Source organism: Roseovarius indicus (assembly GCF_008728195.1).
Lineage (GTDB): Bacteria > Pseudomonadota > Alphaproteobacteria > Rhodobacterales > Rhodobacteraceae > Roseovarius > Roseovarius indicus.
In genome coordinates this window covers 1,220,710-1,233,888 of record NZ_CP031598.1, presented here as the reverse complement: position 1 = coordinate 1,233,888, position 13,179 = coordinate 1,220,710, and the positions used below count along the sequence as shown (strand labels likewise).

At 63.7% G+C, this 13,179-nt stretch carries 11 protein-coding genes; 9 read left to right on the top strand and 2 right to left on the bottom strand.

Features of this window, described 5'->3' with window-relative positions:
- Nucleotides 1-14 precede the first annotated feature (14 nt).
- Nucleotides 15-1,151: an NADH:flavin oxidoreductase/NADH oxidase gene (locus RIdsm_RS05795; RefSeq protein ID WP_201455558.1), complete on the bottom strand. Its 1,137-nt coding sequence runs from the start codon at nucleotides 1,149-1,151 to the stop codon at nucleotides 15-17.
- A gap of 376 nt (nucleotides 1,152-1,527) precedes the next feature.
- Here RIdsm_RS05795 and RIdsm_RS05790 point away from each other — a divergent pair, with 376 nt between their 5' ends.
- From RIdsm_RS05790 to RIdsm_RS05780, 3 genes are read left to right on the top strand one after another with little or no spacing between them, the layout of a single operon-like run.
- Nucleotides 1,528-2,691: an acyl-CoA dehydrogenase family protein gene (locus tag RIdsm_RS05790; protein ID WP_057814396.1), complete on the top strand. Its 1,164-nt coding sequence runs from the start codon at nucleotides 1,528-1,530 to the stop codon at nucleotides 2,689-2,691.
- Nucleotides 2,692-2,709: 18 nt separating this feature from the next.
- Nucleotides 2,710-3,468 carry an electron transfer flavoprotein subunit beta/FixA family protein gene (locus RIdsm_RS05785; protein ID WP_074940193.1) on the top strand — a complete coding sequence of 253 codons (759 nt, stop codon included), beginning with the start codon at nucleotides 2,710-2,712 and terminating at the stop codon, nucleotides 3,466-3,468.
- Nucleotides 3,468-4,394, top strand: a complete 927-nt coding sequence (locus RIdsm_RS05780) for an electron transfer flavoprotein subunit alpha/FixB family protein (RefSeq protein WP_151175211.1) — start codon at nucleotides 3,468-3,470, stop codon at nucleotides 4,392-4,394. Before RIdsm_RS05785 ends, RIdsm_RS05780 begins: the two co-directional genes overlap by 1 nt.
- 73 nt (nucleotides 4,395-4,467) lie before the next feature.
- Here the strand turns inward: RIdsm_RS05780 and RIdsm_RS05775 are convergent, their stop codons facing one another.
- The gene (locus RIdsm_RS05775; RefSeq protein ID WP_057821140.1) at nucleotides 4,468-5,223 is read right to left on the bottom strand and encodes an SDR family NAD(P)-dependent oxidoreductase; all 756 of its coding nucleotides are present in this window, start codon (nucleotides 5,221-5,223) and stop codon (nucleotides 4,468-4,470) included.
- A 340-nt stretch (nucleotides 5,224-5,563) separates the two neighbouring features.
- On the opposite strand from RIdsm_RS05775, the gene RIdsm_RS05770 reads away from it, so the two are divergent.
- The 6 genes from RIdsm_RS05770 to RIdsm_RS05745 all read left to right on the top strand — a co-directional run bounded on the left by RIdsm_RS05770 (nucleotide 5,564) and on the right by RIdsm_RS05745 (nucleotide 13,166).
- Nucleotides 5,564-6,199 (top strand): TetR/AcrR family transcriptional regulator, encoded by a 636-nt coding sequence (locus RIdsm_RS05770; RefSeq protein ID WP_057821138.1) that lies wholly within the window; start codon nucleotides 5,564-5,566, stop codon nucleotides 6,197-6,199.
- A 138-nt stretch (nucleotides 6,200-6,337) separates the two neighbouring features.
- Nucleotides 6,338-7,591: an acetyl-CoA hydrolase/transferase family protein gene (locus tag RIdsm_RS05765; RefSeq protein WP_057821150.1), complete on the top strand. Its 1,254-nt coding sequence runs from the start codon at nucleotides 6,338-6,340 to the stop codon at nucleotides 7,589-7,591.
- A 190-nt stretch (nucleotides 7,592-7,781) separates the two neighbouring features.
- Complete coding sequence (locus RIdsm_RS05760) at nucleotides 7,782-8,972, top strand: CaiB/BaiF CoA transferase family protein (RefSeq protein WP_057821136.1); 1,191 nt, start codon at nucleotides 7,782-7,784, stop codon at nucleotides 8,970-8,972.
- 226 nt (nucleotides 8,973-9,198) lie between these two features.
- Nucleotides 9,199-10,194: a LysR family transcriptional regulator gene (locus tag RIdsm_RS05755; protein WP_057821134.1), complete on the top strand. Its 996-nt coding sequence runs from the start codon at nucleotides 9,199-9,201 to the stop codon at nucleotides 10,192-10,194.
- A gap of 213 nt (nucleotides 10,195-10,407) precedes the next feature.
- The gene (locus RIdsm_RS05750; RefSeq protein ID WP_057821132.1) at nucleotides 10,408-12,351 is read left to right on the top strand and encodes an AMP-binding protein; all 1,944 of its coding nucleotides are present in this window, start codon (nucleotides 10,408-10,410) and stop codon (nucleotides 12,349-12,351) included.
- Between the two features lie 11 nt (nucleotides 12,352-12,362).
- A complete protein-coding gene (locus tag RIdsm_RS05745; protein ID WP_057821130.1) occupies nucleotides 12,363-13,166 on the top strand; it encodes an enoyl-CoA hydratase/isomerase family protein in 804 nt (267 codons plus the stop codon).
- The last annotated feature ends 13 nt before the right edge of the window (nucleotides 13,167-13,179 follow it).

Genomic DNA, 13,179 nt, shown 5'->3' with positions numbered 1-13,179 from the left:
GCGCGGTCGGGTCTTCACCCGGCATCGCGGGCGGCATCGAGTGCCCGCACCGCCCAGGCGTATGGGTTCGGCCAACGGTCGCGGTTCGGGTCGAGACCCAGCTCATGCGCCGCGCGCAGGCCCCAGTTCGGATCTTCAAGCACGGCCCGGCCGAGTGCGATGATGTCGGCATCGCCGTTCCGGAGAATATCTTCGGCCTGTTGCGCCTTCAGGATCAGACCGACGGCCATGGTGGCCAGGTCTGCCTCCCGTCGGATCTGGTCGGCGTAGGGCACCTGGAAGCCCGGCTTTGGCGGGCCGGAGGAAGAACTCGACGTTGCCGACCGGATGCCGCCCGACGAACAATCGATCACGTCCACGCCGCGGGCCTTCAGCTCATGGGCAAGCCTCACGCTGTCCTCGATGCACAAGCCACCTTCGACGCCGTCCACGCAGGACAGGCGAACAAACAGGGGTTTGCGCGCCGGCCAGACCTCTCGCACCGCTTCCGCCACGTCGAGGGCGAGCTTCATCCTGGCCTCGGGGCTGCCGCCATATGGGGCGCCTCGGGTGTTCGACACCGGGCTCAGGAAGGAATGGATCAGGTAGCCATGCGCGCCATGCAGTTCGACCACGTCGAACCCGGCGGTATCCGCTCGCCTGGCGGCCTGAGCGAAGGTCTCGGGGATGGCGGCGACCTCTTCGTCGGTCATGGCGCGAGGGGCGTGGTACTTGGCCAGCGTGCGCGCCTCGCTCACGCCCACGGGTTGCCAAGGCGGCTCGCCCTTCGCGGCATCCTCGTCGTCGAGCGCGCTGAAACCTTCCCATGCCCGGCGCCGGGCGGCCTTGGCGCCGGCATGATGAAGTTGCGCGGCCGGCACGGCGCCCTGCGCGCGCAGGAAGTCGGTAATTCGCCGCAATGGGGGTATCTGTGCATCCGTCCAGATGCCGCAGTCGCTGTACGTGCTGCGGCCGACCGGGTCGACGATCAGCCCTTCGGTGAAGACCAGCCCTGCCCCACCGGTCGCGAACTTGCCGAGGTGGTGCAGATGCCAGTCATTCGCCATGCCCTTTGCATCTGCCATGTAGACCTGCATTGGCGAAACGGCGATGCGGTTCGGCAGGGTCACCCCGCGCAGTTGCAGCGGTTCGAAAAGCATGGTGTCCGGCACGGCTGTCTCCTTGCTGGTCCGGGTCCGGCGCGGTGACCTGCGCCCCTGCCCCGGTGATGCTTTCCCGGGTAGCGTTGAAGCCGTGCGCTATCAAGCGAATGTTAGTTTGGCAAAATGGAGGTTTGGGGGATCCGGTGGGCCGTTGCGGCATAGGCTTAACCGGCGAAGACCGCAAATTCACGGCATTTCAAATGCTTAACCACCTTCCGTCAGCATTGGCCCACCCGCCCCATGCCATGCTCCCGTGACCGGCCATAGGGTGAGCTTATGACCCCTGTGCGCCCGTACGGGGAGCCACGAGATTGCCTTGGCACCTAACATTTGTTAGCTGCTCAAGGCCAACCGACATCACGCGTGGCCAGCAGAGGACGAGACCATGATCCAGCAGAGCCCAGACCAGTATCAGGACATTCGCGACGGGGTTCGCGCGCTGTGCGCCAACTTCCCCGACGATTACCACCTCAAGGTCGACCAGGAAAACGCCTATCCCGAGGAGTTCGTGGATACGCTGGTCAAGGAAGGCTGGCTTGCCGCGCTGATCCCCGAGGAATTCGGCGGGTCCGGTCTGGGCCTGGCCGAGGCATCGGTGATCATGGAAGAGATCAACCGCTCGGGCGGCAATTCCGGCGCCTGCCACGGTCAGATGTACGTGATCAATACGCTGATCAAATACGGCTCGGAGGCGCAGAAGAAAAAATACCTGCCTGCGATCGCAGCCGGCGAGATGCGCCTGCAATCCATGGCCGTGACCGAGCCCACGACCGGCACGGATACGACGAAGATCAAGACCACCGCGGTCAAGAAGGGCGACAAGTACATCCTCAACGGCCAGAAGGTCTGGATCAGCCGGGTGCAACACTCCGACATCATGATCGCGCTGGCCCGGACCACGCCGATAGAGGAATGCAAGAAGCCGTCGGACGGCATGTCGATCTTCATTCTCGACATCGCCGAGGCGCAGAAGAACGGGCTGACGATCAACCCCATCGCCAACATGGTCAACCACGAGACCAACGAGCTTTTCTTCGACAACGTCGAGGTACCCGAGGAGAACCTTATCGGGACTGAAGGCCAGGGCTTCAAGCATCTGCTGAGCGGGCTGAACGCCGAGCGCGTGCTGATCGCCGCCGAATGTATCGGCGACGCCTACTGGTTCCTCGACAAGGTCACTGCCTACACCACCGAACGTGTCGTCTTTGGCCGGCCCATCGGGCAGAACCAGGGCGTGCAGTTCCCCATCGCCGAAAGCTATATCGAGACCGAGGCGGCCAACCTCATGCGGTTCGAGGCGTGCCGGCTTTACGACGCGAACGAGCCCTGCGGCGCACAGGCCAACATGTCGAAATACCTGGCGGCAAAGGCAAGCTGGGAAGCGGCGAATGCCTGCATCCAGTTCCACGGCGGCTTCGGCTTTGCCGAGGAATACCATGTCGAGCGCAAGTTCCGGGAGACGCGGCTGTACCAGGTGGCGCCGATCTCGACCAACATGATCCTAAGTTACATCGGCCAGCATGTCCTCGGCATGCCAAGGTCGTTCTGAACCCCAGGGAGATACGCGATGAAGGTATTGGTACCTGTCAAGCGCGTGATCGACTACAACGTGAAGGTCCGCGTGAAAGCGGATGGATCGGGTGTCGATCTCGCCAACGTCAAGATGTCGATGAACCCGTTCGACGAGATTGCCGTGGAAGAGGCGATCCGTCTGAAGGAAGCGGGCAAGGCCGACGAGGTCGTGGCCGTTTCGATCGGCGTGAAGCAGGCGCAGGAGACGCTGCGCACGGCGCTGGCGATGGGCGCGGACCGGGCGATCCTGGTCGTGGCTGCCGATGACGTCCATACCGATATCGAGCCGCTCTCGGTGGCCAAGATCCTCGCGAAAGTGGTCGAGGAAGAGCAGCCGGGCCTGGTGATCGCCGGGAAACAGGCGATCGACAACGACATGAACGCCACCGGGCAGATGCTGTCGGCGCTGCTGGGCTGGAGCCAGGGCACATTTGCGTCCGAGCTCGACATCGAGGGCGATCACGCCAAGATCACCCGCGAGGTGGATGGCGGTCTGCAGACCATCAAGGTGAAGATGCCGACCATCGTGACGGTCGACCTGCGCCTCAACGAGCCGCGCTACGCGTCGCTGCCGAATATCATGAAGGCGAAGAAGAAGCCGCTCGACGAGAAGACCGCCGAGGATTACGGCGTCGACGTTTCCCCGCGCCTCGAGGTGGTCAAGACCGACGAGCCGGAAGCGCGCCAGGCCGGTGAGATCGTGCCGGACGTGGATACGCTGGTTGCCAAACTCAAAGAAAAGGGAGTCGTGTAATGGCTGTTCTTCTTCTTGCCGAAGTGAATTCCGGCGAACTGGCGCTGGACGCCACCGCCAAGGCCGTGGCCGCCTGTGCCAACCTCGGTGACGTGACCGCGCTCTGCGCCGGGGGCTCCGCCGCCGCCGCGGGCGAAGCGGCCGCCAAGATCGAGGGCGTCTCGAAGGTGCTGGTGGCCGAGGACGACTCGCTGGGGCACCGGCTGGCCGAGTCCACCGCCGCGCTGATCGTGTCGCTGGCTGGCGATTACGACCACATCGTCGCGCCCGCCACCACCGACGCCAAGAACGTGCTGCCCCGGGTGGCCGCGCTTCTCGACGTGATGGTGATCTCGGATGTCTCGGGCGTCGTCGACGCCGACACGTTCGAGCGCCCGATCTACGCGGGCAACGCCATCCAGACGGTGAAATCGAAGGACGCCAAGAAGGTCGTCTCGATCCGGACCGCCAATTTCGACGCCGCGGGCGAGCAATCGGCCGCCCCGATCGAGACCACCTCGGCGGCCGAGAACCCCGGCCTGTCGGAATGGGTCGAGGACAAGGTGGCCGAGAGCGATCGTCCGGAACTGACCAGCGCGGGGATCGTCGTCTCGGGCGGCCGCGGCGTTGGCTCCCAGGAAGACTTCGCGATCATCGAGAAGCTGGCCGACAAGCTGGGCGCTGCCGTCGGCGCGTCGCGCGCGGCCGTCGACTCGGGCTTCGCGCCAAACGACTGGCAGGTCGGTCAGACCGGCAAGGTCGTGGCGCCGGACCTCTATGTCGCGGTCGGCATCTCGGGGGCCATCCAGCACCTTGCCGGGATGAAGGACTCCAAGATCATCGTCGCGATCAACAAGGACGAAGAGGCGCCGATCTTCCAGGTGGCCGATTACGGCCTCGTGGGCGACCTCTTCACCGTCGTGCCGGAACTCACCGAGAAGCTGTGAGCGGAGCAGAAAGGTCGAAAGCAAGCGCCCCAACCTGTGCGGGGCGCTTGCCGATTGAACCTTGGGCCATGCCTCAGTAGATGGTCACGCCGCTGTCGACCGACAAGATCTGGCCAGTGGTCCGCCGTGCCTCGTCGGACGCGAGGTAGACCGCCATGTATGCCATGTCCAATGGGTCGTTGGGGCCGAGAAGGCATTGATCGGCAAGCTTCCTGAGTTCGTCCCGCTCCTCCACGAGACCCCGCACGCGTTCGGAGAGTGTAAGCCCGGGCGCGATGGCATTCACGCGGATCCCGTCCTGGGCATATTCCTGCGCCATTGAACGGGTGAGGGCCGAAACCCCGCCCTTGGCGGCGGTGTAACAATCACGCTCCGGCAGGGCCATCTTGGCAACCATCGACGAGAAATTGACGACGGCTCCGCCCCCGGCCTTCACCAGTTCGGGAACGCCATGCTTGCAGACAAGGAATGTGCCGTAGAGATCGAGCCGGATCGCCCGCCAGAATTCCTCGTCCGGCGCTTCCGTCACGCGGCCATCATGAGGGGTCGAGCCTCCGGCGGCGTTGACGAGCGTGTCGAGCTTGCCGAAGACCTCGACGGCGCGGGTGACGGCGGCCTGCACATCACCGGGCTCGGTAATGTCGCATGTCATCGGCAGAAGGCGCTCGCTTCCTTCCGCGGCCTTGACTGCACGCGCGATCGCCTCGTCGGAGATATCGGCTGCCAGCACGCGGGCGCCTTCAGCGATGAACCTGTCACAGATCGCCGCGCCGATGCCGCCGCCGGCCCCGGTCACGAGCGCCACTTTTCCGTCGAGTCTTCCGGTCATCCTGCCTCCGTTCATCCTGTCTAACGTCTGTTTGTATATCCTGATCGATCGTGTACATGTCCACGCCAAGGGGCGTGGATGCACGATTTGCCATAGGGGGCATAGGAGGATTGACGCTCTGGACAGGAGACCTTGCAGGAACGGTGCGCTCCACGCCAATATTGTGAACCGCACAGGGGTTCGCGGTTTGCCGGCATCCGGCACCCAAATCGCCCGCTGCAGAGGCGGAGGCAAGTTGAAGGACAGACGCGCCGCGGCACCGTGGCAACATGGACATCCAAAGCCGGATCACATACCTAATGGTTGACAGGCCGCAGGAACGAAAAAGGATAAGTTGCAGATGAACCAGGCTGCTTCCGCCAGAAAACCCAGGAAAGGCCGCGGCGCCACGGGCCAGGAAAATGCAACCCGGGAAGGCATCCTCGAAGCGGCAGCGCAGTTGATCGTCAGCGAGGGGTTCAACGCCTGCACGATGCGTTCGATCTCGCAGCGGGTGAACATCAAGGCCGGAAGCCTCTATTACCATTTCGCCTCGAAGGACGAGATTGTCGTCGAGATCATGAACAAGGGCACTGAAACGCTGCTGGAACAGGTGCGCAGCGCGGTCGAAGACCTGCCGGCGTCCACGCCGTTCGTCGACCGGTTGCGCCGCGCGGTGCATGTGCACATCTCCTGCAAGGTCGACCGCGAACTGCCCCTGATGCAGGTCTATGAACACCTCACACCGGTCATCAAGCGGCAGGGGCGGATCGTCCGCAAGAAATATGCCGATTTCTGGAAAGACCTGATTGCCCAGGGCAAGGCCACGGGCGAAATCCGCGCCGACCTCGATCTCGATCTCTTTGCGCCGTACATTCTGAGCGGTCTGAACCGGGCGCCGGAATGGGCGAATATCGAGCACATGAAGATCGAGCACGTGGTCGACATGGTCGTCGAAACCACCATGAACGGCATTTCGCCCAAGCCCCACGGCTGAGCCAGCACCACACCATTACACCTGCGCTCTCCGGCAAAGGCTGACCCTTTGGCCACTCGCGGGAAATCGCTGTTCCGGGCATGACGTGCCCCGCCTAGTGTGCCGGCGCGCCACGATGAAGGAAAGGCCGGCTTCCGGATGCCCCAGTCACCAGACCCCGATCTGTCTTCTTTCATCAGACCCGGCGACACGATCATGTGGGGGCAATCCCACGCAGAGCCCCGCCGCCTGATCCGAAACCTTGTGGAGCAGCGCCACGAGGTCGGCCGCGTCCGCGTTTTCCTTGGTATCGGGCTTTCCGGGCAATTGCAGCCCGAGCATGCCGACGCGATGGATTTCCTCGCCTATGGCGGGGGCGGCACCACCCGCAAGCTCGCCCCGAGCGGCGCGCTCGATATCCTGCCTGTTCACTATTCGCGGCTGCCTCATCTGGTGCGCTCCGGCGCGCTGCGGGTCGATGTGATGATGCTTCAGGTTTCTCCGCCTGATGACGCGGGGCGCTACAGCCTCGGCATGGCGCGGGAATACCTGACCGAGCCGCTCAAACATGCCCGCGTGGTGCTGGCCGAAGTTCATCCCGATGTACCCTGGACCCACGGCGGGCCCTATCTTGCAAAGGGCGATTTCGACCTGCTCCTTGCGTCCGACGAGGACTTGCCTGCCGACGCAGAAATCAAGATCGACCCGGTGGCCGATGCGATCGGCCGGAACGCCGCTAGCCTCATCGAGGACGGCGCAACCTTGCAGACGGGTATCGGCACCATCCCAGACGCGGTCATGGCCCAGCTGTCCGACCGGCGCGACCTCGGGGTGCATACGGGCAGCATCGGCGATGGTATGGCCTGCCTGCACAGGTCGGGCGCCGTAACCAATGCCCGCAAGGCCGTCGACAAAGGTCTCAGCATCGGCGGCGTGCTGATGGGCGGCGCCGAACTGCGCGCCTTTGCGCACCGGAATCCGACCCTGGAGCTTCGCGGAACGGAATACACGCACGACCCGATGATCCTGGGGCAGCTCGGGAACTTCGTCGCCGTGAATTCGGCGGTCGAAGTCGACCTGACAGGGCAGATCAATTCCGAGGTTGCCGGCGGGCGATACGTCGGCGCCGTCGGGGGAATCATCGATTTCCTGCGGGCAGCCGGTTCCGTGGAACGCGGCGTGCCGATCGTCGCCCTGCCCTCCACGGCGCGTGACCGCAGTCGTATCGTTGCGCAGTTATCCGGCCCGGTCTCGGTGCCTCGTGCCGACAGTTGCGTGATCGTCACCGAGCACGGCATCGCCGACCTGCGTGGACTTTCTCTCAAGCAGCGCGTCGGCACCATGATCGCCGTCGCCCATCCAGACCATCGAGAGCCCCTGGAACGGGCCGCGAAGGACGGGGGGATGCTTTGAGCCCGCACTGGAGCGAAAGGTTTTTCTTTTAGCTCCACCCGGAATGCCTACCGCAAAAAACTGTCTTGTTGACCGTCTTGCCGGCGGCAAATAAATCTAACATTTGTTAGAAGGATTTTTCGCTTCGATGCCATGGCCTTGCCAGCATCGGCGACAGGAGGACGACTTGCGGGCAGACGCGACGGCAGGGATGCAAAAGACAACCGGGCCGGTCCTTTCCGGGCTCCGCGTTCTGGATTTCGGCCGTTACATCGCGGCGCCCTATTGCTCTCACCTGCTGGCGAACGAGGGCGCCGAGGTGATCCGCGTCGAACCGCCCGAAGGCGCGACTGACCGGGTCGTCATGCCTGTCGGCATCGAGGGGCGCGGCGGGCTTTACCTTCAAGTCAACAACAACAAGAAATCGCTGACGCTGGATTTCTCGACCGAAGCCGGGCGCGCCGTGCTGGAACGGCTTATCGCCACCACGGATATCGTTGTCGTCAATGTTCCGCATGCCGCTCTGCACAAGTTGGGGCTGGATTACGAAAGCCTCTGCAAGATCAAGCCGGACATCATCCTGACGTCCATTTCGGCCTTCGATGCCTCGGGGCGCGATCGTGATCGCGTCGGGTTCGATGGCACGGGTCAGGCCCTGAGCGGCAGCATGTACCTGACCGGCGATGGCCAGCGCCCGACGCGCGCGGCGGTCTCCTATGTCGATTACGCCACGGCCATGTCAGCCGCGTTTGCCACGATGACGGCCGTAATCGAGCGTATGAAGACGGGCCAGGGCCAGCATGTCAGCTGTTCGCTGATGGGCACCGCGTTGACGATGATGAACCCGATGCTGATGGAAGAGGCTTCGGGCTATCGGTCTCGCAAGCCGATGGGCAACCGCAGCCCCATCGCCGGGCCCTCCGACCTTTACGCCGCCACCGACGGATGGGTGATGGTGCAGGTGATCGGCGATGCGATGTTCCGCCGTTGGGCCAACCTCATGGGGATGCCCGAGCTGGTCGACGACCCGCGTTACGCGACAGACAGCGACCGCGGCGAGAATGGCGAGGAACTCAGCAGGATCATGGCCGACTGGTGCAAGACACGCACCTTCCGCCAATGCCTTGACGAGTTATCCGCCAACCGTGTGCCCGCGTGCCGGTGCCTTACACCGGCGGACACGCTGAACTTCAAGGGGTTCGACGACTACGTTGAAGATCTCTCGGTCTCGGACGATGGCAAGCCTCTTCCGCTTGTCGCCCGGTCGATCCACACCCGCAGCGCCGACAGCACCGACCGGCGCATGGCGCCCGAACTTGGGGCCGACACCTTCGACCTTCTGAAGGCGCTTGAGATGGGCGAAGACGACATCAAGAGGCTCAAGGCCGACGGCATCGTCTGAACCGGCGCAACGGCCGTCGGTGCAGCTTCCGCACTTCCCCGATTACGTTTTCTGCATGCATTCATCCTTTGTTTCAAAGGGGATTGGCGGGCATGCGACGGCCCTGAACGCTACCTACCTAACGGTTGTTATTTTTTCGTGGATTCGAATCGCGCGATGCCCTATCAGGTTTCCCTATGGGAGATGATCGCCAATGGCGGTCATGGCTTTTTAGGGAGGAGCCGCAATGATTCACACCAAGTTCCAAGCACCCGCCATAGACATCAAGCATGTCTATTACCTGATGATGCTCGACCAGCTCGGGTCGATTTCCAAGGCGGCCAACGCTCTTGGCGTTGCGCAACCGTCGCTGTCGGAGAACATCACCCGGCTGGAGAAGAAACTGAACACGCGCCTGGCCATCCGCAGCCCGCGCGGCGTCACCCTGACCGAGGCCGGACGGTATCTCGCGCTCGAAGGCAAGTCGCTTGTCGACGTGGCGGACAAGATCACCAACAGCCTGCGCCAGCTTGGCCATGACATGAGCGGCACGGTTTCCATCGGGCTGCCGCCCTCGCTCAGCCATATCGCCAGCGTGCCGCTGGCAGAAACCAGCCGCCTCGAATTGCCGAGCATCAAGCTTGAGCTGACCGAGGGGCTGTCAGGTCATATCCAGGAATGGCTCGCCGACGAAACAATCGATTTCGGGTTCGTCTATGCCAACCCCCAGAACCAGGACATCCAGATCACCCCGGTGATGGAGGAAGAGATGTTCCTTGTCTCGGCCCCCGACGACATGCCCGTCGCGCCCGATGCCGAAGGTAACGCGACCATCCGGGTGGAAGAGCTCGGCAAGGTTCCCCTGGTTCTGCCCAGCCGCCCGCACAGTGCGCGGCGCGCGATGGATAGCTTCGCCCAGGCCAACGGAATCGACCTGGACGTGGTGGTCGAGCTGAACTCGCTGTCGCAGATCATCGAGCTGGTGAGCCGCGCGAGCGCCTGCACCATCCTGCCGCGTGCGGCGGTGGCAAACGGTCTGGCCAGCAACAAGCTTGCGCTGACCCGGATCGTTGCGCCCACCTTCCTGCGCACCACCTACCTTGCCCGCAAGCAGACGCGCACGGCGTCTCTGGCGAGCATGAAGGTGGAGCAGACCGTGCTGAACATCGTGCGGGAAATGATCGGAAAATACGATCTCGATGCGACTTACATCGGCGGTGCGCCAAGCCATTGCGATGCCTGACAAGAGGGCCACAGCCGGCATAGGCTGGCCCTTTAGCAGCATTGGCATCCACTGACTGGCCATTCGAACATATGTTAGGTAGCTAGGAGTCGCCGGCCCGTGGCCTCTCCGAACCAGCGAGGCAACGGGCCGGCGAACCCTCTCGCAGGGGCGCGGCCCGCGGTCCGCTGCCCCTGCACTTCGATGGCCGGTAAAGAATTCGGAGACCGGAACATGACCGACGCAAAGACCTGGCATCCCGAGCCGCGCCATTTCGAGAAGGCGCATGCCCTGAAGCTGGCTGCCTCCATGGGGCTTCAGGATTACGACAGCCTTCTGAAGCTCTCGATCGAGGAGCCGGAACGGTACTGGTTCGTTGCCATCGACTATCTCGGCATCAAGTGGGACACCCCGCCCGTGTCATATGTCGATCTCTCGCGAGGCAAGGAGTTTCCCAGCTGGTTTCCCGGCGGAAAACTGAACTGGGTCAATACCGTACTGGGCTTTGGCGAAGCGCCGGAAACCGCCGATCAGCTGGCTCTTGTCGCCGAAGAGGAAGACGGGAGCGTCGCCCGGGCCACCTATGCCGAACTAAAGGACAAGGTCCGCCGGTTCGCGGCCGGGCTGCGGGCCCGCGGCATCACGCGGGGCGACCGGGTGGGGCTTCTCTGCGACAACGGGATCGAGGCCACGGTGTCGGTTCTTTCGCTGGCGGCCATCGGTGCCATCGTCGTGCCGCTCTTTTCCGGCTTTGGCAGCGAGGCGGTCATCTCGCGGCTGGAACCGAGCAAGGCCAAGGCCATCATCGCCACGACCGGCTTCACCAGACGGGGCAAATATGTCGACATGCAGCCCGTGGTGCATGCGGTCACCGAAGCGCTGCCCTCGCTCGAGACGGTAATCTGGAAATGTGCCCCCGGCGTCGCCACGCCGGAGACCGGCGTCAACTGGAACGATCTTGTTGCTACAGCCGACGACGGCAAACCGGTCGAGATCATGGAGCCGATGGATCCGTTCATGGTGATCTTCACCTCCGGGACCACGGGCAAGCCGAAAGGGCCCGTGCACACTCATGGCGGCTTCCCGCTGCGCATCGCGCACGACTCGGCGGTGCATTTCAACGTGGGCCAGGGCGACACGTTCTGCTGGCCCGCCGACATGGGCTGGATTGCCGGGACGCTGGTACTGGCCACGGCGCTCATGCGCGGGGCGACGTTGGTGCTATACAACGGCGCGCCCGATTTCCCGGACTGGTCGCGGATGTCGAAGCTGATCGAGGACCACAAGATCACCCATTACGGCTCGGCCCCGACCCTGATCCGCGGGTTGGCGGCGAATGAGAGCCTTGCGCTCAAACATGATGTCTCGAGTGTCGAGTTGCTGATCACGGCGGGCGAGGTGATCGACCGCGAACACTTCATATGGTTCCAGAACCATTTCGCGTCTCCCGGCAGCCCGCTGATCAACTACACCGGCGGCACCGAGGTCTCCGGTGCACTGCTCTCCTCGGTGCAGGTGAGGCCGATTGCGCCGGGCGGGTTCAATACCGCCACGCCGGGCATCGACGTCACCGTCACCGACAATGCCGGCAAGCCGGTTGAGGGCGAGATCGGCGAGCTGGTGATCCGCGAGCCGTTCATCGGCATGACGGCCTCTTTCTGGCAGGACGACGCGCGTTATCTCGACAGCTACTGGTCGACCATTCCCGGGTGCTGGGTGCATGGCGACCTTGCGCTCAAGACCGAGGATGGCTCGTTCCTGATGATGGGCCGGTCGGATGACACCATCAAGGTGGCCGGCAAACGCCTCGGCCCCGCCGAGGTGGAGGATGTCGTGCTCGAGCTGGAAGGTGTCAGCGAGGCCGCCGCGGTGGGCGTGGCCGACCCGGTGAAGGGGCAGAAGCTCGTGGTCTTCATGATCCCCAAGCCCGAGTTCAATGGCGATCCGGAAGACCTTGCCGCCACCTGTGCCACCGCAGTGGCCGACCGTCTTGGCAAACCCTTCCGGCCCAGCAAGGTGCATATCGTGCGCCAATTGCCCAAGACCCGATCCGGCAAGGTCATGCGGCGCCTGATCCGGCAAAGCTATTGCAACGAGACGCCGGGCGACCTGTCGTCGCTCGACAACCCATCGGCGCTGCAAGAGATCGGCGCCCTGAGCGAAACCTCCGCAAGCTGAGGAAGCAACCGATGAAAGACTATTCCCGCTACACCGCGTTCAGTGTCGACATGCCGGAAGACGGCGTGCTGCGCATCACCTTCAACCGCCCTGACCGGCTGAACACGCTCGACAGCGTCGGCCATGCCGAAATTGCCGAGATCTGGCCAGAGATCCACTCGGATCCCGACGTGCGGTCGGTTCTGCTGAAGGCCGAGGGCCGCGCCTTTTCAGCGGGTGGCGACTTCGCCCTGGTCGAGGAGATGATCGACAGTTACGAGGCGCGCGTCCGGGTCTGGCACGAGGCGCGCAGCCTGGTTCACAACATCCTCGATTGCGAGAAGCCGATCGTGTCGGCGATCAACGGCCCGGCGGTTGGCGCGGGGCTTGTGGCCGCTCTCATGGCTGACATCTCGATCGCCGCGAAGACCGCAAAGATCGTCGACGGGCACACGCGGTTGGGCGTGGCGGCGGGCGATCATGCCGCGATCGTCTGGCCGCTGCTGTGCGGGGTGGCGAAGGCGAAATATCACCTGCTGCTCTGTGAGCCCATGTCCGGCGAAGAGGCCGAGCGCATCGGGCTCGTCTCGGCCGCGGTCGAGGATGACGAGCTTCAGGACAAGGCGATGGAGGCGGCCATCAAGCTGGCGGCGGGGGCGCCGACCGCGATCCGCTTCACCAAGCACGCGCTGAACAACTGGATGCGCAGCGCCGGGCCGGCCTTCGACGCCTCGCTCGCGCTTGAGCTTCTGGGCTTCACCGGACCGGAGGTGAAGGAGGGGCTGGCCTCTCACAAAGAAAAGCGGCGGCCGGATTTTCTCAAGCCCGCGACCTGACACAGGGGCATCC